Genomic DNA, 21,998 nt, shown 5'->3' on the forward strand with positions numbered 1-21,998 from the left:
ACGCCACGTCCGGTGGGTGCAGGCGAGCACTTCCCGCTCAGACCGACAGATCCCGTTGAAGACCCGAGGTCAGTCAGAGGGTGGGTCAGGACTGGCGGGAGGTGCTCCCCTACATCATCTCTGTCAGTGGGCGCCCGCGAGGTTGAGGACGACGACGCCGCCGATGATGAGCAGGATGCCGCCGATCTTGAGCGGGGTGAGGGTCTCCCCCAGGAACACGGCGCCGATCAGGGCGATGGCGGCGGTGCCGGCGCCGGACCAGACGGCGTAGGCGGTGCCCACCTCGAGGTGGAGTTTGAGCGCCTGGGCGAGCAGGACGAAGGAGACGATGTAGCCGGCGGCCACGACGGCGCTCCAGCCGAGATGGGTGAAGCCGTTGCCGAGTTTGAGCGCGGAGGTGGCCAGGACCTCGGAGACGATGGCGAGGGCGAGCAGGAGCCAGGCCATGGGTGGTCATCCCCCAGACGGTGAGCGGTGCGGGCGTACCACTTTAGGCCGGGGGTTGTGGCGCGGCTCTGGGCGAGGTGCCGGCCGACGCGTGGCGCGCGCCCCACGTCGCGGCGCGTCCGCCCGGCGGGGAGCGGGCGGGTGTGCGGGAACCGCTTGAAAACGCAGTCGAATGCGTGTTCCACTGGGGGGTGTGGCTTGGGACGCGCTTTCGCTGGTTGAGGCCGCCGACGATCGCCCGCTGATCGAGCGGCGCGCGGTGGTGCGCGGCGGCTTCTACGAGCTGCAGGCCCGCACGATGATCGAGCGGGTGCCGCAGGCCGCGGGCATCGCCCAGAGGTGGGCGCTGTCCCCTTACCGCGGTTGCGCTCATGCCTGTCTCGGGTGCGGCGCCCGTGGCGGGCACCGGCGGCTGGGGCTGGACGCGGGCGGCGATTTCGACACGCGCATCGTGGTCAAGCCCAACGCGGTGGCGCGGTTGCGGGCGGAGCTGGCGCGCTGGGACGGCCGGGAACTGGCCGTCGGGGTCAGCGGCGACTGCTACCAGGCGGCCGAGGAGACCTACCGGCTGATGCCCGGCGTGATCGCGGCGCTGGCAGGGGCGGGGGTGCCGTTCACCGTCTACACCAAAAGCGCGCTGGTGCTGCGCGACGCCGGGCTGCTGGCGCGGGCGGGGGCGCGGGTTGCGGTGTCGATCGCGTTCGTCGACGAGCGGATCCGGCGGGCGGTCGAGCCGGGCGCGCCCGGCGCGCAGGCGCGGCTGGAGCTGGTGTCGGCGCTGGTGGAGGCGGGCGTGGACTGCCGGGTGCTGATGGCCCCGGTGCTGCCGCTGCTCAGCGACGCCGCCGACCAGCTGACGGCCACGGTGCGGCGCATCGCGGGGGCGGGCGCGCGGGCCGTGGAGCCGGTGGTGTTGCGGCTGCCGCCCGGCACCCGGGCGTGGTATGCGCAGTGGCTGGCACGGGCGCATCCGCACCTGGTGGAGCGCTATGAGGAGCTCTACGATCGTGCGGGCCTGCCCTCCCCCGGCTACGAGGAGCGCATCACGGGGCAGATCGCCGGGCTGTGCCAGGTGTACGGGATGGCGTGCGGGGCGCCGCCGCCGCGGCCGCTCGAGCCCAGGGCGGCGCAGCTCGCCCTCGTGTGAGCCCGGAGACGTCGGCAAAAAGGGTTCGACGGCGCTGCTAGCGTGCCGGCCATGAATGTCATCGATGGAGAGGCGTTCGCCGAGCGCGGGTTCGCCAAGGTCGAGGCTGTGGTGCCGCGCGAGGTGGGCGACGCGGCCAGGGCGCTGCTGTGGCAGCGCATCGGCCTGTCTCCCGACGACCCTTCGGGGTGGACCAAGCCGGTGGTGTGGACCGCCGACCTGACCGGTGAGGGGCCGTTCGGGCAGATCATGGGCAGTGAGCGGCTGCGCGCCGCGCTGGACGCGGTGGCGGGGCACGGCAGGTGGGTGCCGCGCGGCAGCGCGGGCAACATCCCGGTGCGGTTCCCGGGGGTGGCGCCGGCCGATGACCGCGGCTGGCACATCGACGCCAACACCGTTCTGCCGGACGGAGGCTACGGGGTGAGCGGGCGTCCGCAGACGCTGCTGCTGCTGGTGCTGTTGTCGGAGGTGGGGCCGGACGACGCGCCGACCAGGGTCCGGGCCGGCAGCCAGCGGGACGTGGCCGCCCTGCTGGACGAGCGGGTGCACGACCCGGCAGAGCTGGGGCCGCTGCTGGACGCGGCGGGGCGGGAACGGCCGGTGGAACTGGCCACCGGCCTGCCGGGAGACGTGTACGTCGTGCATCCGTTCACGGTGCACGCCGCCCAGGAGCATCGGGGTGAGCGGCCGCGGTTCATGGCGCAGGCGCCGGTGTTCCTGGCCGGGCCGCTGGCCCCGGGCGACGACTCCCCGCTGGGCAGGGCCGCGGGCTGGTCGTGACGGCCCGCCTGCGGGGGTGCGCGCCGGAGCGCCCCGGCGGGCGGGTGCGAGGACGCGGGAGGTTCAGCGTGAGCCGGACTGCAGGTAGGTCAGGACGGCTCTCACCCGCCGGTTGTCGTCGTCGGAAGGGGCGAGTCCCAGCTTGAGGAAGATCGCCGTGATGTGCTTGCCGACCGACTTCTCGGTGATGAACAGCCTGCCGGCGATGGCGGCGTTCGAGCGTCCCTCGGCCATGAGCTCGAGCACCTCGCGTTCGCGCGCCGTCAGCCCGGAGAGCGGTTGGTCGCGGCCGCGCCGGGTGAGCAGCTGGGCGATCACTTCGGCGTCCATCGCGGTGCCGCCCGCGGCCACCCTCCGTACGGCGTCGACGAATTCGGCGACCTTGCCGATGCGGTCCTTGAGCAGGTAGCCGACCCCGTTGCCGCTGGAGAGAAGTTCTCTGGCGTAGAGCTGTTCGACGTACTGCGACAGGATCAGCACCGGCAGGCCGGGCTGGGTGCGGCGGGCCTGGACGACCGCGCGCAGGCCGTCGTCGGTGAGGGTGGGCGGCAGCCGTACGTCGACCACGGCGATGTCCGGCCGGTGCCGGGTCAGCGCGTCCAGCAGCAGCGGCCCGGTGGCCACGGCGTCGACGACGTCGAAGTCGTGCGCGCCCAGCAGCCGGATCAGCCCGTCTCTGAGCAGAGCGTGGTCTTCGGCGACGACAACGCGCACGGCACCTCCATGATGATCTCGGTGGGCCCGCCGGCAGGGCTGCGCACGGCGAGGGCGCCGTCGAAGACGGACAGGCGCTCACGGATGCCGGCCAGGCCGCTGCCGTGACGGGGGCGAGCGCCGCCGGCGCCGTCGTCGCCGACGACGAGCCGCAGCACGCCCTCCTCGTACGTCAGGCGCATCCAGGCGCGGCCGGCGCAGCTGTGCTTGGCGATGTTGGCCAGCGTTTCGACGGCGGCGAAGTACATCGCCGACTCCACCGGCGGCGAGGGACGCCCGGCCACGCCGAGGTGCGTGCGCACCGGCACCGGGCACAACATCGCGGCGGCCTCGAGGGCGCCGGGCAGGCCCCGGTCGGCGAGTACGGGCGGGTGAACGCCCCGGACCAGATCCCGCAGCTCGGCCAGCGCGGTGGTCGCCGACTCCCGCGCCTCCACCACGAGCCGGCGCGCGTGCTCGGGGTCGCCGGCGATGGAATGCTCGGCCAGTCCCAGGCTCATCGTGAGCGCGACCAGCCGGGCTTGGGCGCCGTCGTGGAGGTCGCGCTCGATGCGGCGAAGCTCGGCCGCCTGCACGTCGACGGCGGTCGTCCGCGAGGCGGTCAGCTGGGCCACGCGCGCGGCCAGCTCCGCACGGTCGGATGGCATCAGCAGATGCCAGGTCGCCTTCGCCTGCAGGCGGCTCAGCCAGGGCAGCAGGAGCCACGCGGTCAGGAGGAGGAGCGCGGCCACGAACGCCTCGGCCACCTTGCCGGGCAGGTCCTTCGGCTTGCTGATCACCGCCGCGGCCGCGAGCAGCAGCCCCGCCGGCGGGAGCGCGGTGGCGATGGCGAGCGGCCCGAAGGCGAGCAGCCAGCGCAGCTCGCGCCGCGTGCGCGGGTCGCGCAGGCGCGCGCCGAGCCGCCGGACGAGCCCGCCACCGTACGGTGGCCTGACGGTGGGGAGCGGGTCGCCGTGGGCGGCGCCGAGCACGCGCGCGGCCCGTTCGCGCTGCAGCCCGGCCAGCACCCGGACCAGCGCCAGCCCTTCGGCCAGCACGGGCAGGCCCAGACCTGCCACGGGCAGCGCCACCAGCCCGGCCAGGACAAGTGCTGTCAGCGACAACGCCGCGACGCCTGCGGCGAGGCCGAGCGCGAGGTGGCCCGCGGAGGCCGTGCGGCGCCGTGCGTCGGCGCGCAACCGCTGCACGAACATCCTTCGTCTCCCTTCGTCGGGGCCTATTGTCGCGCCCCGCGCATGGCCGCGCAGTAGACCTGGACCCCCCTCCCGGTGGGGGTCCCTGCCCCGGCCGGGAGGAGGTTCAGCTCCGTGGTGGCCGGTGCGGGCGGTCGTGAGGATGGGTCCCATCCCAGCGACGAAGGAGTTCACCCGTGCGCGCACGCCTCACGATCACCGCCGTTTCGGCCCTCGTGGCCGTCTCCCTGCCGGCCACGCACGGGCCGGCCACCGCAGCATGGGCCGCCGACGGGCCGCTGCTCCGCGACCGGGACTGGGGGCCGTGCCCCGCCGGTTCCGCGCCCTCAGGCGGCTGGCCCGCCGAGGCCAGGTGCGCCACCCTGCGGGTGCCCCTGGACTACGGCAGGCCGCGCGGGCGGACGATCGCCATCGCCGTCTCCCGCGTGCCGGCCGCCGGGCCGGGACGGCGGGGCGTGATGTTGTCCAACCCCGGCGGCCCGGGCGTGCCCGGGCTGGCCAGTACGGTCGCCTTCGCCGCCATGGGCCCTCCGGCCGTGCAGCGGGCCTTCGCGCAGTACGACCTGATCGGGTTCGACCCGCGCGGAACCGGCAGGAGCAACCCGATCTCCTGCGGTCTGACCGGCGAGCAGATCATCGACGCCCAGGTGCCGTTCCCGCGGCCCGGCGACGCCTCCATGGCCGAGTCGATCGCCGCCTCCTGCGCGCGCAACGCCGCGCCCGTGTCGGCGCACATCACCACCGCCGACACCGCCAGGGACATGGACCTGCTGCGCAGGGCACTGGGCGAGGAGAAGATCTCCTTCTACGGCAACTCCTACGGCACCTACCTGGGCGTCGCCTACGCCACGATGTTCACCCGGCACACCGACCGCGTCACCCTGGACTCCAACGTCGACAGCCAGCACGGCTGGTACCACCAGAACCGGCTGATCGGACGGGCCACCGAACGCCGCTTCGACGACTTCGCCGCCTGGGCCGCCGGCCAGGGCCTGCCGCTCGGCGCGGACGCCCCCGCCGTCCGCGCCCGCTTCCTGGCGCTGGCCGGACGCCTGGACGCCGACCCGGCGGGCGTCGTCGACCTCACGGTCGACGGCCGCCGGCTGCGCATGGCAGCGTACGCGCTGCTGCGCTCCGACACCACATTCCCCGCCCTGGCCGGGCTGCTCCAGCATCTCGACCGGCTCCCGGGAGCGCCCGGCGAGAAGGCGGTCCACGAGCTTCTGAGCGCGCTGACCGACGCCGTCACCGCAGGCGGCGACGGGGAGGTCTCCGCCTACCTCGCCGTACGGTGCTCCGACACCGCATGGCCGCGCGAGCTGGAGGTGTACCGGCGCAACACCCGGGCCGACGCCAGGCGCTACCCCATCACCCAGGGCGGGTTCGCCGGCGTCGACGCCTGCGCCTTCTGGCCGGGCGGGCCCGCCGGCGAACCGGTCAAGGCCGGCCCCCGCGGCCCGCGCAACATCCTCATGCTCAACAACACCCGCGACCGGATCTCCGACCTCGGCGGGGCGCTGGCCACCCGCCGCGCCTTCGGCAGGAGGGCGGCGTTCGTCACCGTGCAGGGATGGAACCACGGCATTCTCGGCAACGGCAACGGCTGCGCCGACGCCCTCATCGCCGGCTGGATCGGCCGCGGCGCCCTGCCCGGCAAGGACGTGTCCTGTCCGGCCGGCCCTGAAATCCGCTGACCGGCCGGGCGTCACGACCGGGAGCGGAAGGCGGCCACTTCCTCGGCTGCCTCGTTCAGGGGCGGCCCCGGCGTTCGTGGACCCGGAGGGCCGGTGGACCGGTTGGGGCTTGCTGTCCAGACGGCGGATCCGCCGTGGTCGGGGTTCGTCCCGGCGAGGTCACTACGGCGCCGTCAGCCGCGGCGACCCGGGGGCAGGACGGTTGGGGCTGGACCGGCGGGTGTGTGGGGCACGGGTATCGGGCTCCGGTGGTCGCTGGGGCGGGTGCCGCGCAGTCGTTTGAACGCCACGCTCAGTGCGAAGGCATTGGCGTAGCCCACCTTCCTTGCGATCGTGTCCACCGTGTGGTCTGTCTCGCGCAGCAGGTCGGCGGCCAGGGCGATCCGCCAGCTCGCGAGGTAGGACATCGGCGGTTCGCCGACCAGCGCGGTGAAGCGCCGGGCGAGCGCCGCCCGCGACACCCCCACCTTGGAGGCCAGGTCCGCCACCGTCCACGGGTGGGCGGGGGCGTCGTGGAGCAGTCGCAGCGCGGCGCCTGCGACCGGATCGTTCAGCGCGCGGCACCACGCCGGGGCGTTGGTGTCGGGGTTGTCGAACCAGGTGCGCAGCGCGGAGACCAGCATGAGGTCCAGTAGCCGGTCCAGCACCAGCTGTTGTCCCGGACGGTCTTGGGCGATCTCTTCGGCCACCATCTCCGCCGATGGGTAAGGGCCTCCCTCGGTCGACACCACCAGCACAGCGGGCAGGGCCCGCAGCAGCCGGTCACTGAGATCTCCCCAGCGCTCGAAAGCACCGCTGACCAGCACGGGGGCCTCGTCGGATGGCGTTCCGCAGGTCCGGGCGGATCTGAAGGCGTGCTCGACGCCTTCGGCGCCCGGGCAGTAGTCGGCGCTGGTCACCACCAGCGAGGGTGTGGACGCGGGGTCGTCGGCCACGGTGTAGGGCACATCACCGCGGACGACGGCGATGTCGCCGACGCCGATGGGGACCGGTTCGTGCTGGTCGACAACGATCCAGGCGTGACCGTTCAGCATCACGGCCAGGGTCAGCGGGGCGCCGCCGGCCATCCGCAGTGCCCAGGGCGGCCGCATGATGGTCCGCCGGAAGACGGCGCCGCGCGCGCGTACCTCTGCCAGTAGCTGCGACACGGCGTCCACGCCCCCACTGTAGACGCCCAGACATCAAAGTGAGCTATCCAGCCATGGTCTGTCCCGACGGCAGCCGGTTGGCTGGGGCCATGACTGAACTTCCGATCCTGGTGACCGGTGCGACGGGGAAGTCCGGCCGCCGCGTCGTCAGCCAACTGCGGGCCAGGGGCCTGCCGGTTCGCGCGGCGGGCCGCAACGGCGAGCACGTCTTCGACTGGACCGACCGGGGCACCTGGGACGCCGCTCTGGAGGGCGTGCGGTCCATCTACATCGTGCAGTTGGACGGCACCAAGCTCGTCCGCCCGTTCGTCGAGCGGGCGGCGCGGCATGGGGTGCGGCGAATCGTACTGGCCTCCGGGCGCGGGATCGACATGCCCGGCTACGCCCAGGACAGCAGCGGCGTCCTGGAGGGCCTCCTCGACAGCGAGACCGCCGTGCGGGAGAGCGGACTTGAGTGGACGATCAGCAGGCCGGGCTGGTTCGCGCAGAACTTCAGCGAGGGCTTCTTCGCCGACGCCGTCCGTGTCGGTGAACTGCGGCTCCCCGCCGGCGACGGGGCGACCGCCTTTGTCGATGCCGAGGACATCGCCGCGGTGGTGGTCGCCGCGCTGACCGAGGACCGGCACGCGGGCCAGATCTATGAGCTGTCCGGCCCTCGAGCGGTGACGCTGGGCGAGGCGGTCGCCACGATCTCTGAGGCCACCGGCCGCGAAGTACGGTACGTGCCGCTCTCCGTCCAGGGCTACGTCGCCGAACTCGTCCAGCAGGGATGGCCGCCTGCCGACGCCGAAAGCTTCGCGGACGTCATCGAGCCCCTCAGGACGGGCAAGGACGAATACGTCTCCAACGGTGTGCAGCGGGCCCTTGGCCGCCCACCGCGGACCTTCGCCGAATTCGCCAGGTCCACTGCCGCCGCAGGTGGCTGGCCGGCCTGACCTCCTCATCCGGGATGACCCATCAGAACCGGCGGCCATCCAGGGCCATCACGGGCCTGGACGACCGCCGGTTCCCGAGCCGCCGCCCGGCCTCCACCACCGCGCCCCCACCCAGATGAGCGACGCCACCCGGGCAGAGATCACGATCAAGGCCACCGCCACGCCGATCACCTCTGCACGATGACCCGTACGGCGAGGGACGCGGTCGCGGCGCTGCAGAGCGTGATGCGTGCTGACGGCAGCGCCCTGACTCGATGGTGGTGCAGCCGGCGGCGACCAGGTCGAGAATCGTTGCCGTGGTCGGTGCTCGCCGCTTGCCAAGGCACTACTCTTTGGTACCATGTAGTGGTACTCGGTGGCACAATGTACCAGGAGAACCGAAGAGGATCCGCGATGGACGACCTGACGGAGATGCTGAAGGGCACGCTTGAGGGATGCGTGCTTGAAATCATCGGTAGCGAGGAGACCTACGGGTACGCCATCACGCGTCGGCTGAACGAACTCGGCTTCGCCGACGTCGTCGAGGGGACGGTTTACACCATCCTGCTGCGGCTGGAGAAGAACGGGCTCGTCCAGGTCACGAAACGACCGTCCGGGCTGGGGCCGCCGCGCAAGTTCTACGCGCTCAACGACGCGGGACGCGAAAGACTCGCAACGTTCTGGGCGAAATGGGAGTACATCACATCACGGATCGACAAGCTGAAGGAGGGTGGGAGATGAACCTCTGGGAGGCCATGACGGGCAGCGATCTCACCAGGGAATGGAAGGCGTTCGAAGCCCGGGCCGAGGCATTGCCGGCCGACTACCGGGCGGCGTGGGAAGAGATCAAGGTCCATCTTTTTCCCTACTCGGACTTCACAGGTCGAAACCTGATGCCGATTCTCGACGGCGCCCTGGGGCTGCTCGAAGAGACGGCGTCCGGCGGGCGGAGCGTGCGCCAGGTGCTGGGTGACGACTTCGAGGGCTTCTGCGCGGAGCTGGCCGGCGGAGAGAGGGCCCGCAGCTATCGCGACCGGTGGCGCGAGCAGTTGAACAGGAACGTCGCAAGGAAAGTGGGCCGGCTAGGAGGCTGACGTGGGCATCCAAGACGTCATCGAGGGCAAGAGGCGGTGGCGGGCGCACATGGCGCGGGTCAAGGCGCTCCCGCCGGACTATCAGATCGTCTACAAGGAGATGCAGAGGTACCTCTTCAAGGCCGGACCGATCGACTTGCTTGACGGGCCCTCGCTCTCGGGGATCATCGATTTCTTCGAGGAGGGCGTCGCGACCGGCAAGGGAGTCCTGGAACTCGTCGGCAACGATGTCGCTGCCTTCTGCGACGACCTGATCAAGGACTCGCGCGCCCGCGCGGATATTCATCAGGAGTCGGGGGTGGACCTGTAGTGGAACCGGTCCGTACGGTAAGCGCCTTCCCACAGGCCGGGGCAGGGTCCTACAGGACTCGCGCGGGGTCGTTAAGCGTACGTTCCCGTTTCGGCGCAGCCCACCTGTGATCATGGTTTCGGGGTGGATCGGCTGGTGGGTGACGCCTGGCGACGGTGATCTTCGTGTCCTGGCTGTGAGGGTGTCCGTCGACCTCTCGGAAGCGTCCGAAGCCCCGACCGGAATCAACGTTGAAAAACAGCCGTCACCGAGCCGGGTTTCGGTACATGATCGAGGCTATGAGAACGGAGAGCCGATGCCACCAGGTCTCGGTCGACATCAGCCCTTTGACACCGGCTGCTGGATCGCTGGGGCGGCGTCGGCCGGGCCGGCGGCAATGACTGCGTCGAGCATGCCTTGTGACGCCTGCAGGTCTTTGATCGCGTGGGTGATGCGCTCGCGCTCTTTGCGCAATTGCGCTACCAGGTCGGAGCACACGGGCGCAAGGTTCGGGCCGTCGTCGCGGACGCAGGGCAGGACCTGGGCGATGGTGTCGCCACCGCCGTGGAGGAGGGCGTGGAGACCTTCGCCATCGCCGGGTACTCGCTCGGCAGCCCGGTCGCCATCCGGGCCGCCACTCGTCACCCTGATCGCGTGACCGCTCTGGTCCTCACCGCGGGCTTCGCCCACCCCAACCCGCGGTTCCTGCTCGCGGCCCGGATGTGGCGCGACCTGCTCCGCGCGAACGACCTGGAGCACCTGGCCGGCTTCCTGTCCCTCATCGGCCTCAGCGCCCCCGCCCTGGACGCCGTCAGCGAGGACGACCTCGACACGGCCATCAAGACCACCGCGGCCACGACCCCGCCGGGCGCGCCGGAGCACCTCGACCTGCTCATCAACCACGTCGACGTACGGGCTGATCTCACGGCGCTCAGGGTGCCGACCCTCGTCATCTCCACCACGCTCGACCAGCTCGTCACCCCGCACCACCACCGCCAGCTCAGCAACGCCATCCCCGAGGCTCGCTACGCCGAGATCCCCACCGGGCATCTCCCCTTCGTCGAGCAGCCCGAGCAGTGGGGCGCCCTCATCCGCGACTTCCTCCGCGACAGCCGCACCTGACGACAGCCCCGCACCGACGAAGCGCATGCCGTCGATCGCGGCGACCATCCCGCCACCCAGCGCCCGGGCGAAGCCGATGGCGGCCTGGGCCTCGACCAGGTGCGGGTTGGCCGCGGTGAAACCGGCGGCGCGCAGGTAGGTGCGGCCGGCGTGCCCGATCCGGCGCCGGTCCAGCGCGGGTACGCCGGGGCTGGACCGGCCCGTATCCGATGTTGAGGGCTTGGCTGGTCAGGCAGGCCGCCACGGTGACGTTCAGGTCCGCCATCCGGCTCGTCCCGCCGGACAGGGCGGTCAGCGAGGGAAGGAACTGCGGCACCCAGCCCATCACCTCCAGGACCTGGTCCCCGATGTCGATGCGGGGCAGCATGGCCGCCACCCGCTTGCGCAGATCGATCAGCGACGGCGGATCCTTGATCGCCTTGTCGCTCGTGGTGGATCTTCCCCTGCCCGTCCACCCGCACGTCGGCGTTGGCCGCCAGGCGTCCGCCCAGGTCCTGATCACTAAGGAACTCGACCGGCATGGCCCGCACCATAGAACCCAAGCACCACAAGCCGAACGATAAGCGATCGGACCGTTACGTAAGGCTGCGCCGAAACGGGAACGTACACTAACGACCCCGTGCGAGCCCTGCAGGACCCTGCCCTGGCCTGCGGGCGACGTCGCGTCGGCGGCCGTGTCAGCGCGGCAACGGTCCGGTGTCAGCGCTTTCGGTGATGGTGGATGCCATGAACCGTTCGGCGATGGCGCAGTCCGCTCCCACGCTCTCAAGCTTCCGCTCTGCACCTCATCCATGCGGTGTTGCTCGGTCCAGGTAGTCGGTGATACTTTGTACCGGTAGTAAGCACCACCGAGTAGTCCACGGCCGGCAAGGCATCCCCGGGACAGGCTCGAAACGGAGATGCCCAAGGGAACGCTGGAGGGCATCGTCCTGGCGCCCCCTGTCCGGCCGGCCCGCGTACGGCTACGAGATCACGGCGTGCTGAGGGACCAGCGCTTCTCCGACATCGACGAGTTCTGGCGGACCTGGGGCTTCCCGGCCGACCGGCTCGAACAGCTCCGCACGGGAGGCAAGGAGACATGACGACAGGAACGAGCGAGCCGAAGAGCCGCTACCAGCAGTACTTCGAGATAGTCACCGGATCGCTGGAGGAGAAGAAGCGCTACCGGCGGTACAAGGCACGTATCAAGCAGCTTCCCGAGAACTACCGCATCGCGGTCGAAGCGCTGGAGCGGTACCTGATGCACTTCGGGCCGGTCGACGGCGCCGGGGCGATGGCGATGTACGACGACCTTGCCGAGCTGTTCGAGCAGGCCGCGGCGGACGGCACCCCCATCCGCGACATCTTCGGCGAGGACCCGGTGGAGTTCGTCGAGGCGTTCGTGGCCAACTACCCCCTCGGCCAGTACAGGAACCGGGAGCGCAACCGCCTCGCCAGCGCCGTCGAGCGAGCCGCCGGCGAGAACTCCACGACGAAGGACAGGACGGACTGATGACGACACAGCAAGCTGCGGCGATCCAGGTGCAGGGCCTGGAGAAGTCGTACAAGGAGCTGCGGGTGCTGCGCGGCGTGGACTTCACCGTGGCGCGGGGCAGCATCTTCGCCCTGCTCGGCTCCAATGGGGCGGGCAAGACCACGGCCGTGAAGATCCTTTCCACGCTGCTCAAGGCCGACGCGGGGACGGCACGGGTGAACGGCTTCGACGTCGCCGCCCAGGCCGCGGACGTACGCGCGTCGATCAGCCTCACGGGGCAGTTCGCCGCAGTGGACGAGATCCTCAGCGGGCGGGAGAACCTCGTGCTGGTCGCCCGGCTGCGGCATCTCAAGGACGCGGGCGCTATCGCGGATGAGCTGCTCGCCCGCTTCTCCCTCACCGACGCGGGCGGACGGAAGGTCGCGACGTACTCCGGCGGCATGCGCCGCCGCCTGGACATCGCGATGAGCCTCATCGGGAACCCGCCCGTCATCTTCCTCGACGAGCCGACCACGGGCCTCGACCCCCAGGCCCGCATCGAGGTCTGGCAGGCCGTCAAGGAACTCGCCGGCCGCGGCACCACGGTGCTGCTCACCACGCAGTACCTGGACGAGGCCGAACAGCTCGCCGACCGGATCGCGATCCTCCACGAGGGCCGGATCATCGTCAACGGCACCCTGGCCGAGCTCAAGCAACTGCTCCCGCCCGCCAAAGTCGAATACGTCGAGAAGCAGCCGACCCTCGAGGACGTCTTCCTCACCCTCGTCGGCACGAAGGCCTGAGGAACAACGATGAGCAAGCACTTCTTCACCGACACGACCGTCCTGCTGGGACGCTCCTTGCGTCACATCACGCGCAGCCCCGACACCATCATCACCACCGCGATCATGCCGATCGCCATGATGCTGATGTTCGTCTACGTGTTCGGCGGCGCGATCAGAACAGGGTCGGACTCGTATGTGAACTACATGCTGCCCGGCATCCTGCTCATCACGGTGGCCTCCGGCATCGCCTACACCGCGTACCGGCTGTTCATGGACATGAAGGGCGGCATCTTCGAGCGCTTCCAGTCCATGCCGACCGCGCGGTCGTCGGTGTTGTGGGCGCACGTGCTGACCTCGCTGGTCGCCAATCTGATCTCCCTCGTAGTCGTCATGCTCGTGGCCCTGCTGATGGGCTTCCGCTCCTCGGCGGGAGTGCTGGCGTGGCTGTCGGTGGCGGGCATCCTGATCCTGTTCACCTTGGCGTTGACCTGGATCGCCGTCATCCCCGGCCTGTCCGCCAAGACCATGGAAGGCGCGAGCGCGTTCTCCTACCCGCTCATCTTCCTGCCCTTCCTCAGCTCGGCCTTCGTGCCCACCGACACCATGCCCGGCCCGCTGCGCGTCTTCGCCGAACACCAGCCGGTGACCTCCATCGTCAACGCCATCCGCGCCCTGTTCACCGGGCAGCCGGTCGGCACCGACATCTGGATCGCCCTCGCCTGGTGCGCCGGCATCCTCACCGTCGCGTACGGCATCGCCATGAGCACGTACCGCCGCAAGATCTCCTAGGCGAGTCCATCGCGCATGTCATGATCCCTCGACCCCCGTCCCCTGTCAGGCCGCCTCCGGCGCGCCGGTGGCGGCCTGACAGGAGAACTGCTTCACGGCATCGCGTGGACGTGGTTGCAGCGGTCAGCGCGCACCGGCCGTCACGACCGGGAGCGGAAGGCGGCCAGTTCCTCGGCGGCCTCGTTCAGGTCCTTGGCCGTGTCGATGGCGCGCCAGTACACCCCTTGCGGCAACTCGTAGCCCGCCAGGCGGCGCCGGCGGGCCAGGTGCGGGAAGGTGCTGCGCTCGTGGTCGCCCCTGTCCGGCAGCATCGAGGCGAACGCGGCGGAGAAGACGTAGACGCCGGCGTTGACCGGACAGGGCGAGGGCGGTGCCTCGACGAAGTCGAGGACGTTGCCGAACCGGTCGACGTCGACGGTGCCCCACGGCAGCCGTGGGCGGGCCAGGGCGAGCGTGGCGTGGGCGTCGCGCTCGTGATGGAAGGCCGCCATGGCGCGCAGGCCGAAGCGGGTCCAGATGTCGCCGTTGGTGGCGTACCACGGCTCGCCGGGGCGCGGCAGCGAGGCGGCGGCGAACTTCAGGCCGCCCCCACGTCCGAGCGCCTCCGTCTCGACCACCGGGATGACCTTGAGGGGCAGGGACACCGTGCCGAGCCAGCCGAGCACCACCTCGGCCAGGTAGCCGCAGGAGATGACGACGTCGCTCACTCCCTCGGCCGCCAGCCATTCCAGCTGGTGGCCGATGATGGGCAGGCCGGTGCCGGGAATCTCGACCATCGGCTTGGGCCGGGTGTCGGTGTAGGGGCGCAGGCGTGAGCCCTGCCCGCCGGCGAGGATCACGGCCTGAGTCGGCCGCGAGGCGGGCGGCGACTCCCCGGCGGACGGGATGAGATCGTCGATGGTCATGTCGGCAATCCAGGAGGGCTCGGGGCGGCCGGTCGCCGGGTTCGGCCCGCAGCCGCCGCGCGGTCACGGCCCGGCAGGGGAGGTCGCGGGTTCAGGTGACGCGGCGCTGCAGGAGCATGCCCGGCCACTCCCCCACGGTGAAGGGGGCCGTGCGGGTGAAGCCGCAACTTTCGTAGTAGGCGACCAGGCGGCCGTCGTCGCCGGCGTAGCAGTCGACGCGCAGCAGGCTCACGCCGAGCTCGCGGGCCCGCTCGTAGGCGTGATCGAGCAGGGCCCGGCCGACGCCCTGCCCGGCGAAGGCCTGGTCGATGACCAGGCACTGGACGTACAGCTCGCTCTCGGCGGCGGGGGTGACGTAGTCGTGGGGGGCGCCGACGACCAGGCAGCCGGCGGGCCGGCCGGCGACCTCGGCGATGCGCATGCCGCCGCCTTCGGCCCAGCCGGCGATCTGCTGGGCGCGTTTGTCGTCGCCGGTGAACGGGCGGCTGCCCCACTGGCCGGTGCGGCCCTGTGAGACCAGCCAGGCCACGGCGCTGTCGAACATGGCCAGCACGGCGGGGACGTCGCCGCCGTCGCCTTTGCGGATGTGCATGGAGGTCAGGTCTTCTCCTTCAGGGCGCTGCCCTTCTTCCACTTGGAGAACGACAGCTGCCAGTAGCCCCAGCCGTTGTTCCATTCTAGGTCGCGGTCGGTGCCCTTGACGTCGACGACGTCTCCGCGCTGGACGTTGTCGAAGAACCATTTGGCCTGGTCGGGGCGGGCGTTGATGCAGCCGTGGCTGACGTTCTGCCTGCCCTGGGCCCAGACGTTGTTCTTGGCGTGGACGTACTCGCCGGAGTTGGAGATCCGCACCGCGTGGTCGATCATGACGTCGTAGTACTCGGGGTCGCCCTTCTTGCGGCCCGGGGAGATCATGCGGACGGGGTTCGCACGTTCCATGGTCAGGTGCACGCCGGAGGTGGTGGTGTACTCGCGGGTGGTGGCCTTGCCGGCGCTGATGCGCATGGTCTTGACGCGCTTGCCGTCCTTGTAGACGTACATCATGTGCTTGGCGACGTCGACCTTGCTGATCTGCTTGGCGCCGATCTTGAGGTTCGCGGTGTAGTCCTTGACGCCGTAGAGGCCCTTGCCGCCCTTGATGCCGGTGATGTCGGCGTGGAACTTCACCGTCTGGTGGGCCGGCCAGTACTTGGCGGTGCGGTAGATGACCTTGTTGTCGGCGACCCAGCGCCAGGCGCCGTCGACGGGCTTCTCCGCCTCCACATCGAGGGCGCGCTCGATGGCGGCCTTGCTGGTGACGGGCTGGTTGAACGTCACGATGATGGGCGCGCCGACGCCGAGGGTCTCGCCCTTGGCGTTGGGGGTGACGTCGACGACCTGCAGCGCTCGCTCGGGCTTGGCGGTGGTGAAGCCGCTGGTGGAGGAGGTGGCGCCGGCCTTGGCGGTGACCGTGTAGTCGGTGGACGGCTTGAGCGGGGTCTTGGAGATCCACCGGGTCCTGTCCGCGTTGAAGCGGCCCTGGACCGGCTCGTCGTCGCCCTCGACGGTGACGTCCTCCAGGGCGCCGCCGGAGGCCGCGACGGTGATTCTCTTCTCCGGGCTGACCTTGGCGCTGCCCTCAGCGGGAGTGATCTTGATGGTGGGCGCCTGCGGGGTGGCCGAGGTGGTGGCCTCGGGCGCGTCAGGGGTTCCCGAGGGTGCGCCACCGGAGCATGAGGCCGTCAGCGCCGCCGCAGTGAGCAGCGCGAACGCGGTGGCGGGCTTCCTCCAAGCAGGCGCAGCGTTCAAGACGATCCTTTCCCATAAGGGCACCAAGGCACCCCAAAAACCATAATGCTCCTGCAAGTGAGACGACGAATGATTTAGGAGAGTTCGGTCACATTTCAATCACTTCTGCGCGGGTGATCTCCCGCAGGTCAGCGCGTTGCGAGGCGGTGGGTGAGGCCGGTGTGCCGGCGTCCCGCCCCTCTGGTGCGCACGGCCTGGGCCAGAGCCCGGCGCGAGCCGACGATCACGACGAGTTTCTTGGCGCGCGTGATGGCGGTGTAGAGCAGGTTGCGCTGCAACATCATCCAGGCGCTGGTGGCCAGCGGGATGACGACCGCGGGATATTCGCTGCCCTGCGAGCGGTGGATGGAGACGGCGTAGGCGTGGGCCAGCTCGTCCAGCTCGTCGAAGGCGTAGTCGACCGCCTCGTCCTCGTCGGTCAGGACGGTCAGCTTGTGCTCGTCGGGACGGATGTCGGTGACGATGCCGACCGTGCCGTTGAACACCCCGGCCGCGCCCTTGTCGTAGTTGTTGCGCAGCTGGGTGACCTTGTCGCCGACGCGGAAGACACGGCCGCCGTAGCGGCGCTCCGGCATGCCCTCCCGGGCCGGGGTCAGCGCCTCCTGCAAGGCCGTGTTGAGCGCGCCCGCCCCGGCCGCGCCGCGGTGCATCGGCGCCAGCACCTGCACGTCGCGGCGGGGATCGAGCCGGAAACGGCGTGGGATGCGGCGGGCGACCACGTCGACCGTCAGCGCCGCGATCTCCTCCGGCTCCTCGCACGGGAACAGGAAGAAGTCCCCCATGCCTTCCAGGACCGGATGGTGACCGGTGTTGACCCGGTGGGCGTTGACCACGACGCCGGACTCCTGGGCCTGGCGGAAGATCTGCGTCAGCCGCACGCGCGGCACGTCCTCGGCGGCCAGCAGGTCCTTGAGCACCTCTCCGGCGCCGACCGAGGGCAGCTGGTCGACGTCGCCGACGAACAACAGGTGCGCGCCCGGGGCGACCGCCTTGACGAGCTTGTTGGCCAGCAGCAGATCCAGCATCGACGCCTCGTCGACCACGACGAGATCGGCGTCCAGCGGGTTGTCGCGGTCGAAGGTGGCCTCGCCGCCCGGGCGCAGCTGCAGCAGCCGGTGCACCGTGGTGGCCTCGTGGCCGGTCAGCTCCGCCAGGCGCTTGGCGGCCCGGCCCGTCGGCGCGGCCAGGATCACCCGGGCCCGCTTCGCCCTGGCCAGCAGCACGATCGAGCGCACGGTGAAGCTCTTGCCGCAGCCAGGCCCGCCGGTCAGCACCGCGACCTTCTCCGTCAGCGCCAGGCGCACCGCCTGGCGCTGCTCGGCCGCCAGCTCGGCGCCCGTCTGGCCGCGCAGCCACTGCTCGGCCCGCTCCCAGTCGACGTCGGCGAACGCCTTGAGCCGGTCGTGGCCGTTGCCCAGCAGCCCCCGCAGGCCGGAGGCCAGCGACAACTCCGCCCGCTGGAAGGGCGGCAGGTAGACGGCCGGCACCACGTTGTCGCCCGCGGGGATCGGCTCGCGCACCACGCCCTCGGCCGCCACCAGCTCCTCCAGGCAGGCGGACACCAGGTCGGCGGGCACCTCCAGGATCTTGACCGCGTCGCCCACCAGGTTGGGGGCCGGCAGGTAGCAGTGGCCGTCGTCGGCGGCCTGCGACAGGGTGTAGCGCAGCCCGGCCATGACCCGCTCGGGGCTGTCGTGCGGGATGCCCACCGCCTGGGCGATGGTGTCGGCCGTCTTGAACCCGATCCCCCACACGTCGTCGGCCAGTTTGTACGGCTGCGTCCTGACGACGGAGATGGACGACTCGCCGTACTGCTTGAAGATGCGCACCGCGATCGAGGTGGACACGCCGACACCCTGCAGGAAGATCATCACCTCTTTGATGATCTTCTGTTCCTCCCAGGCGGCGGCGATCATCTTCGTCCGCTTGGGGCCCAGCCCCGGCACCTCGGCCAGGCGCCCCGGCTCCCGCTCGATGACCTCCAGCGTGTCGACGCCGAAATGGTCGACGATCCGCTCGGCCATCTTCGGGCCGATGCCCTTGATCAGTCCGGAGCCGAGATAGCGGCGGATGCCCTGCACGGTGGCCGGCAGCACCGTGGTGTAGGACCACACCTCGAACTGGCGGCCGTAGCGGGGATGGGAGGTCCAGCGGCCCCGCAGCCGCAGCGACTCGCCCACCTGCGCACCCAGCAGCGGGCCGACGACAGTCAGCAGATCGGAGCCGGAACGCTCGGTCGCCACCCGGGCGATCGTGTAGCCGCTGGTCTCATCGGCGTAGGTGACGCGTTCAAGCACTGCGCACAGTTCGGTAACGTTATTTTCTGCACCTGCGTCCGGCCTTCCCACACGATGAGATTAGGGCAGATCAACATCTCCCGGCACCTGCCCCGAGCCGCTGAGCCCTCGAATCATCATGAACGCGTGAGCACTTCTTCCCTCTCCGGGCCTTGATGGCGTCCCGCCGGGGCTTCACATCACCTCCTCCTCGGTCGCGGAGCGCGGCGGCGAGGACGAGCGCCCGACTCATCCTCGGACGCCCGGACCGAAACCCCGAGTTGGGTGGCACCGTCACCCGCTGCGGCCTGTGACTCTCCATTTCGGGGCTCATGACACGGATCCGAGCGGGCTACACCTATGTCAGACGGCGTCTGTCCGCCCGTCCCCATCAGAAACGGGGACGGCAGTTATGACGGGATTATGACGGCCCCATGGTTGCCTCGGGGGACCCAGACGCAACACATCCAAGGACGTAGGGAAAGGCAAATATGAGATCGCTGCTAAGGCTGGCGGCCACGGCTGCGCTTGTTGCCGTGGGCACTGCCAGCGTGGCCACGCCTGCCGGGGCCGCCTATGAGCCCTGGATCCGCGGGGAGTGGGGGACGTACGTTGCGACAACGCCCAACTTCAACGACACGCGGCACTGCACATGGGATCTGACGAATCGTGCCGCCCGAGCCTGCGCCACGAAGTCTGCCGTCTACGTCGGCGACGGTGCGCCGGACAGTCGGTCCGCGGTGGGTGAGATGGTCGTACACGTCCACGGCTCCACCCATAGGGTTGTGTGCCGCAACGGCGCCGGCTACGGAAAATGGGTCAAGTGCTCGATCGACACCACTAGCGCGTCTTACATCGAGGTCGGGGCAGGAACGTACGGCTACGACGGCTACCACGGCTTCAGGGCTCCGAGAGGAGTTTACGCGTGGCCTACCTAGGATGGGGAGATCGACGTCAGCCTGCAGGCTCCGGTGAGGAGCCGAACTTCAACCGGCGATCTGTACACAATGGCACTTCCCCATAAGGGCCCTCGTGGAGTTGGCCCGGGTTCGGTGGACACCTGATCTCAGTACATCGACTGGTGGGTGCGCGACGTTCCCTGGTACGACCCGCAGACCACCGCCGAACGTCACGCCCAGGGACGCGAGGCGTGGTGGTACCTCCACGCGGGCAACGTGAATCCGACACCGAACATGTTCGTCGGCTACGACCCCGGCCAGCTGCGCACGCTGCTCGGCCCGATGGCTCACCAGGCCGGCGTCGACGGGTTCCTCTACTACCGGGTCGACCGCTGGTACGGCCATCCGATCCTGGACGACGGCCCGCTCAGCACCTGGGACCCGCGCACGTGGAACACCTACGCGGGCGACGGATCGCTGCTCTATCCCGGCCGCGACGGACCGATCCCGTCGATCCGGCTGGAGAACGTGCGCGACGGCCTGGAGGACTACAACCTCCTGGAGTCGCTGCGCGAGGCGATCGACGGCGCCCCGACCGGCACCGACCCGGCCCTGCCGGCGAAGGCGAGGCGGCTGGCCGGCGCGAAGGACGTCGTCACCGACACCTACGAGTACGTCTGGGTGCCCGCCGCCTACCGCGACTGGCGGACGGACGCGATCAAGGTCACCACACGGCTCCGACCCGAAGGCGCGCAGCGATGACGAGCCGACGCACGTTCCGCAACCAGCTCGGGCTCAACGGTCAGGACATGGCCCGGCTGGCTCGGCTGGTCGCGGGGAGTCCCGTCACCGGGGACGGACACAGGCACGGGCACGGCACGAAGGAGGGCTCCGTCCCGCTGCCGGGACGGAGCCCTGGTGACGTCCGGGTCGTGGCCGCGGCGCCTCACCCCTCGCGCGCGGGGCGAGGCCCCTCGGTCACCCTGTCACTGACCGCCGGGAGCGCCGCCGCCGCCGGGAGCGCCGCCGCCGCCCGGAGCGCCGCCGCCCGGAGCGCCGCCGCCGCCGGGGGCGGGAGTGGTCGGGCTCTGCGTGGGCTTCGGACGGGTGCAGCTGCTGAAGCCCTCGTTGTAGCCGTCCCGGAAGCCGCGCCGGAAGGCGCCGCTGCCGGACATCTGCAGGTCGTGGTCCCGGCCGGCGCGGCAGTCCGCGCGGCCCTCGGCGAAGCCGTCCCTGCGGCCCGCGTTGTAGCGCCGCCTCTTGGCCCTGCGCCGCGGCGGCTGGGCGAGTTCTTCGGTGGCACTGTGCATGGTGGTGGAGGTCGTCGCGGTGAGGTTCTGGGCGATGGACACGGCAGAGGTGTCCGAGGCAACGGCCGGGTCGACGGCCAGTGCGGCGATGAGCGCTGGACTGAGCAGCAGCACGCCTGCCTTGGAGCGCTTCATGCTTCCCCCTTTTTCTGCGGTCGCCGGGCCCGGCGTGACGGTCGATGCCGTCGCCGTGGTCCGGCGTCTTCCGACAGCGTGGCGAATGCCTTGTCACCGGCCCGTCATGCGGGCGTGACCGGGGCGTGACGGCGCCCGCATGGGAGGAAGGCGCTCCGTGAGCAGACCCGCGACCCGCTCGCGCAAGCGGGGCGTCGGCGTGATGCCGAGTTCGTCGCGCAGATTTCGCTCGAACGCCTGGAAGTGACGGAGTGCATCAGCCTGGTTACCCTCGGCCAGGTGCGCGTCCATCAAGGCGGCGCAAGCGCTTTCCCGCAGCGGTTCGGCGTGGACGGCCACGCCCGCGGCAGCCACCGCCTCGGCGAAGCGCCCCGCCTGCAGGAACCAGCCCGACAACGCCTCCAGCGCGTGCAGGCGCAACTGGTGCCATTCGTCCGAGGCGGCCAGCACCCATTCGTCGTACCAGCCGGGCAGCAGGCCGTCCGACAGCGCCTCGATCGAGCCGGCGCACACGTCGCCGTCCTGCGGGGGCTCCAGCGGGTCCAGCAGGCGCCGCGCCAGGGACCTGGCCTCGTCGAGGTCCACTCCGACCTCCGGGCACAGTCCGAGGCCGCTCGAGTCGACGCGCAGCAGCCGCCGGCCGTCCCCGTCCAGGCGGGCCAGAGCGGAACGCAGGCTGGCCTGCGCCCGCCGCTCCGGCACCCCCGGCCACAGCGCCGCCGCCATCACCGACCGGGTCACCGTGTTCCTGCTGAGCGCCAGGTACGCCAGCAGGCGCTCCGATCCGCTGGACAGCACGATCTGCTCCTCACCGGCCATCAGCCGGAAACCACCGAGAAGCACGAGAAGGACGGCCCGCGAGCCGCTGTCCGCCATCTCCGGTCCCCTTCACTGTGCGGGATCAGACTCATCCGTGGGGGACCCAGACCATCGGTCTGCTGCACACCCTACCTGCGGCGATAGCACCGAACCGGTAGAAAATCGTCGGTGCCGTCACGAAATTTCGGCAACGTCGGCGCCCTCCGGCGTCCGGAGGCGCGGGCGCGCTCCCGCGTGGCGGGCCCGGACGGACGGTCAGGAGGAAAGGGCCCGACCCGGCCCCCGCGTGGCGGCTAA

General features: G+C 70.7%; 25 protein-coding genes. 14 read left to right on the forward strand and 11 right to left on the reverse strand.

Annotated elements, in window-relative coordinates:
* Positions 1-123: 123 nt before the first annotated feature.
* Positions 124-447: a multidrug efflux SMR transporter gene (locus ABGB14_RS34800; protein ID WP_347648094.1), complete on the reverse strand. Its 324-nt coding sequence runs from the start codon at positions 445-447 to the stop codon at positions 124-126.
* Positions 448-640: 193 nt separating this feature from the next.
* Here ABGB14_RS34800 and ABGB14_RS34805 point away from each other — a divergent pair, with 193 nt between their 5' ends.
* Together ABGB14_RS34805 and ABGB14_RS34810 are read left to right on the forward strand one after the other, a co-directional pair.
* The gene (locus ABGB14_RS34805; protein ID WP_347648095.1) at positions 641-1,594 is read left to right on the forward strand and encodes a radical SAM protein; all 954 of its coding nucleotides are present in this window, start codon (positions 641-643) and stop codon (positions 1,592-1,594) included.
* Positions 1,595-1,645: 51 nt separating this feature from the next.
* A complete protein-coding gene (locus ABGB14_RS34810) occupies positions 1,646-2,374 on the forward strand; it encodes a phytanoyl-CoA dioxygenase family protein (protein ID WP_347648096.1) in 729 nt (242 codons plus the stop codon).
* A gap of 63 nt (positions 2,375-2,437) precedes the next feature.
* On the opposite strand, the gene ABGB14_RS34815 is transcribed toward ABGB14_RS34810, so the two are convergent.
* On the reverse strand, positions 2,438-3,088 hold the full coding sequence (locus tag ABGB14_RS34815; RefSeq protein WP_347648097.1) for a response regulator transcription factor: 651 nt from the start codon (positions 3,086-3,088) through the stop codon (positions 2,438-2,440).
* Complete coding sequence (locus tag ABGB14_RS34820; protein WP_347648098.1) at positions 3,040-4,281, reverse strand: sensor domain-containing protein; 1,242 nt, start codon at positions 4,279-4,281, stop codon at positions 3,040-3,042. Before ABGB14_RS34820 ends, ABGB14_RS34815 begins: the two co-directional genes overlap by 49 nt.
* A gap of 176 nt (positions 4,282-4,457) precedes the next feature.
* Here ABGB14_RS34820 and ABGB14_RS34825 point away from each other — a divergent pair, with 176 nt between their 5' ends.
* On the forward strand, positions 4,458-5,975 hold the full coding sequence (locus tag ABGB14_RS34825) for an alpha/beta hydrolase (RefSeq protein WP_347648099.1): 1,518 nt from the start codon (positions 4,458-4,460) through the stop codon (positions 5,973-5,975).
* A 173-nt stretch (positions 5,976-6,148) separates the two neighbouring features.
* Here the strand turns inward: ABGB14_RS34825 and ABGB14_RS34830 are convergent, their stop codons facing one another.
* Complete coding sequence (locus ABGB14_RS34830; RefSeq protein WP_347648100.1) at positions 6,149-7,132, reverse strand: AraC family transcriptional regulator; 984 nt, start codon at positions 7,130-7,132, stop codon at positions 6,149-6,151.
* A gap of 80 nt (positions 7,133-7,212) precedes the next feature.
* Here ABGB14_RS34830 and ABGB14_RS34835 point away from each other — a divergent pair, with 80 nt between their 5' ends.
* The 4 genes from ABGB14_RS34835 (at position 7,213) to ABGB14_RS34850 (ending at position 9,441) form a co-directional block, all read left to right on the forward strand.
* Positions 7,213-8,058 (forward strand): NAD(P)H-binding protein, encoded by an 846-nt coding sequence (locus ABGB14_RS34835; protein WP_347648101.1) that lies wholly within the window; start codon positions 7,213-7,215, stop codon positions 8,056-8,058.
* 393 nt (positions 8,059-8,451) lie between these two features.
* On the forward strand, positions 8,452-8,778 hold the full coding sequence (locus ABGB14_RS34840) for a PadR family transcriptional regulator (protein WP_347648102.1): 327 nt from the start codon (positions 8,452-8,454) through the stop codon (positions 8,776-8,778).
* A complete protein-coding gene (locus tag ABGB14_RS34845; protein WP_347648103.1) occupies positions 8,775-9,131 on the forward strand; it encodes a DUF1048 domain-containing protein in 357 nt (118 codons plus the stop codon). The genes ABGB14_RS34840 and ABGB14_RS34845 overlap by 4 nt, the downstream gene beginning before the upstream one ends.
* Before the next feature lies 1 nt (position 9,132).
* On the forward strand, positions 9,133-9,441 hold the full coding sequence (locus ABGB14_RS34850) for a DUF1048 domain-containing protein (protein ID WP_347648104.1): 309 nt from the start codon (positions 9,133-9,135) through the stop codon (positions 9,439-9,441).
* A gap of 318 nt (positions 9,442-9,759) precedes the next feature.
* On the opposite strand, the gene ABGB14_RS34855 is transcribed toward ABGB14_RS34850, so the two are convergent.
* Positions 9,760-9,918 (reverse strand): hypothetical protein, encoded by a 159-nt coding sequence (locus ABGB14_RS34855; protein ID WP_347648298.1) that lies wholly within the window; start codon positions 9,916-9,918, stop codon positions 9,760-9,762.
* On the opposite strand from ABGB14_RS34855, the gene ABGB14_RS34860 reads away from it, so the two are divergent.
* The 6 genes from ABGB14_RS34860 to ABGB14_RS34885 all read left to right on the forward strand — a co-directional run bounded on the left by ABGB14_RS34860 (position 9,865) and on the right by ABGB14_RS34885 (position 13,569).
* Positions 9,865-10,542: an alpha/beta fold hydrolase gene (locus tag ABGB14_RS34860; protein ID WP_347648105.1), complete on the forward strand. Its 678-nt coding sequence runs from the start codon at positions 9,865-9,867 to the stop codon at positions 10,540-10,542. The genes ABGB14_RS34855 and ABGB14_RS34860 overlap by 54 nt on opposite strands.
* A 209-nt stretch (positions 10,543-10,751) precedes the next feature.
* A complete protein-coding gene (locus ABGB14_RS34865) occupies positions 10,752-11,105 on the forward strand; it encodes a hypothetical protein (RefSeq protein ID WP_347648106.1) in 354 nt (117 codons plus the stop codon).
* Positions 11,106-11,441: 336 nt separating this feature from the next.
* On the forward strand, positions 11,442-11,624 hold the full coding sequence (locus ABGB14_RS34870) for a hypothetical protein (RefSeq protein WP_347648107.1): 183 nt from the start codon (positions 11,442-11,444) through the stop codon (positions 11,622-11,624).
* Positions 11,621-12,034, forward strand: coding sequence for a DUF1048 domain-containing protein (locus ABGB14_RS34875; RefSeq protein WP_347648108.1), 414 nt, complete (start codon positions 11,621-11,623; stop codon positions 12,032-12,034). Before ABGB14_RS34870 ends, ABGB14_RS34875 begins: the two co-directional genes overlap by 4 nt.
* Positions 12,034-12,798: an ATP-binding cassette domain-containing protein gene (locus ABGB14_RS34880; protein WP_347648109.1), complete on the forward strand. Its 765-nt coding sequence runs from the start codon at positions 12,034-12,036 to the stop codon at positions 12,796-12,798. Before ABGB14_RS34875 ends, ABGB14_RS34880 begins: the two co-directional genes overlap by 1 nt.
* A 9-nt stretch (positions 12,799-12,807) precedes the next feature.
* Complete coding sequence (locus ABGB14_RS34885; RefSeq protein WP_347648110.1) at positions 12,808-13,569, forward strand: ABC transporter permease; 762 nt, start codon at positions 12,808-12,810, stop codon at positions 13,567-13,569.
* Between the two features lie 140 nt (positions 13,570-13,709).
* Here ABGB14_RS34885 and ABGB14_RS34890 read toward each other — a convergent pair whose 3' ends face one another.
* From ABGB14_RS34890 to ABGB14_RS34905, 4 genes are all read right to left on the reverse strand, one after another.
* Positions 13,710-14,474, reverse strand: coding sequence for a nucleotidyltransferase family protein (locus ABGB14_RS34890; RefSeq protein ID WP_347648111.1), 765 nt, complete (start codon positions 14,472-14,474; stop codon positions 13,710-13,712).
* Between the two features lie 91 nt (positions 14,475-14,565).
* Positions 14,566-15,066, reverse strand: coding sequence for a GNAT family N-acetyltransferase (locus tag ABGB14_RS34895; protein WP_347648112.1), 501 nt, complete (start codon positions 15,064-15,066; stop codon positions 14,566-14,568).
* Positions 15,067-15,071: 5 nt separating this feature from the next.
* Entirely contained in the window at positions 15,072-16,262 is a 1,191-nt protein-coding gene (locus ABGB14_RS34900) for an Ig-like domain-containing protein (protein ID WP_347648113.1), read from the reverse strand.
* A gap of 128 nt (positions 16,263-16,390) precedes the next feature.
* The gene (locus tag ABGB14_RS34905; RefSeq protein WP_347648114.1) at positions 16,391-18,559 is read right to left on the reverse strand and encodes an ATP-dependent RecD-like DNA helicase; all 2,169 of its coding nucleotides are present in this window, start codon (positions 18,557-18,559) and stop codon (positions 16,391-16,393) included.
* A 1,064-nt stretch (positions 18,560-19,623) separates the two neighbouring features.
* Here ABGB14_RS34905 and ABGB14_RS34910 point away from each other — a divergent pair.
* Positions 19,624-20,199 carry a DUF4091 domain-containing protein gene (locus tag ABGB14_RS34910; protein WP_347648115.1) on the forward strand — a complete coding sequence of 192 codons (576 nt, stop codon included), beginning with the start codon at positions 19,624-19,626 and terminating at the stop codon, positions 20,197-20,199.
* 224 nt (positions 20,200-20,423) lie between these two features.
* Here the strand turns inward: ABGB14_RS34910 and ABGB14_RS34915 are convergent, their stop codons facing one another.
* Complete coding sequence (locus tag ABGB14_RS34915; protein WP_347648116.1) at positions 20,424-20,882, reverse strand: hypothetical protein; 459 nt, start codon at positions 20,880-20,882, stop codon at positions 20,424-20,426.
* A gap of 93 nt (positions 20,883-20,975) precedes the next feature.
* Positions 20,976-21,758: a BTAD domain-containing putative transcriptional regulator gene (locus ABGB14_RS34920; RefSeq protein WP_347648117.1), complete on the reverse strand. Its 783-nt coding sequence runs from the start codon at positions 21,756-21,758 to the stop codon at positions 20,976-20,978.
* Between the last annotated feature and the right edge of the window lie 240 nt (positions 21,759-21,998).

Origin of the sequence: Nonomuraea sp. B10E15 (assembly GCF_039871615.1) — a bacterium.
Classification (GTDB): domain Bacteria; phylum Actinomycetota; class Actinomycetes; order Streptosporangiales; family Streptosporangiaceae; genus Nonomuraea.

Coding starts and splice junctions, on each gene's coding strand:
- ABGB14_RS34810 (WP_347648096.1), top strand. CDS start 1,646: ATGAATGTCATCGATGGAGAGGCGTTCGCCGAGCGCGGGTTCGCCAAG.
- ABGB14_RS34895 (WP_347648112.1), bottom strand. CDS start 15,066: ATGCACATCCGCAAAGGCGACGGCGGCGACGTCCCCGCCGTGCTGGCC.
- ABGB14_RS34800 (WP_347648094.1), bottom strand. CDS start 447: ATGGCCTGGCTCCTGCTCGCCCTCGCCATCGTCTCCGAGGTCCTGGCC.
- ABGB14_RS34880 (WP_347648109.1), top strand. CDS start 12,034: ATGACGACACAGCAAGCTGCGGCGATCCAGGTGCAGGGCCTGGAGAAG.
- ABGB14_RS34885 (WP_347648110.1), top strand. CDS start 12,808: ATGAGCAAGCACTTCTTCACCGACACGACCGTCCTGCTGGGACGCTCC.
- ABGB14_RS34870 (WP_347648107.1), top strand. CDS start 11,442: ATGCCCAAGGGAACGCTGGAGGGCATCGTCCTGGCGCCCCCTGTCCGG.
- ABGB14_RS34845 (WP_347648103.1), top strand. CDS start 8,775: ATGAACCTCTGGGAGGCCATGACGGGCAGCGATCTCACCAGGGAATGG.
- ABGB14_RS34890 (WP_347648111.1), bottom strand. CDS start 14,474: ATGACCATCGACGATCTCATCCCGTCCGCCGGGGAGTCGCCGCCCGCC.
- ABGB14_RS34835 (WP_347648101.1), top strand. CDS start 7,213: ATGACTGAACTTCCGATCCTGGTGACCGGTGCGACGGGGAAGTCCGGC.
- ABGB14_RS34875 (WP_347648108.1), top strand. CDS start 11,621: ATGACGACAGGAACGAGCGAGCCGAAGAGCCGCTACCAGCAGTACTTC.
- ABGB14_RS34920 (WP_347648117.1), bottom strand. CDS start 21,758: ATGGCGGACAGCGGCTCGCGGGCCGTCCTTCTCGTGCTTCTCGGTGGT.
- ABGB14_RS34820 (WP_347648098.1), bottom strand. CDS start 4,281: ATGTTCGTGCAGCGGTTGCGCGCCGACGCACGGCGCCGCACGGCCTCC.
- ABGB14_RS34840 (WP_347648102.1), top strand. CDS start 8,452: ATGGACGACCTGACGGAGATGCTGAAGGGCACGCTTGAGGGATGCGTG.
- ABGB14_RS34865 (WP_347648106.1), top strand. CDS start 10,752: ATGTTGAGGGCTTGGCTGGTCAGGCAGGCCGCCACGGTGACGTTCAGG.
- ABGB14_RS34915 (WP_347648116.1), bottom strand. CDS start 20,882: ATGAAGCGCTCCAAGGCAGGCGTGCTGCTGCTCAGTCCAGCGCTCATC.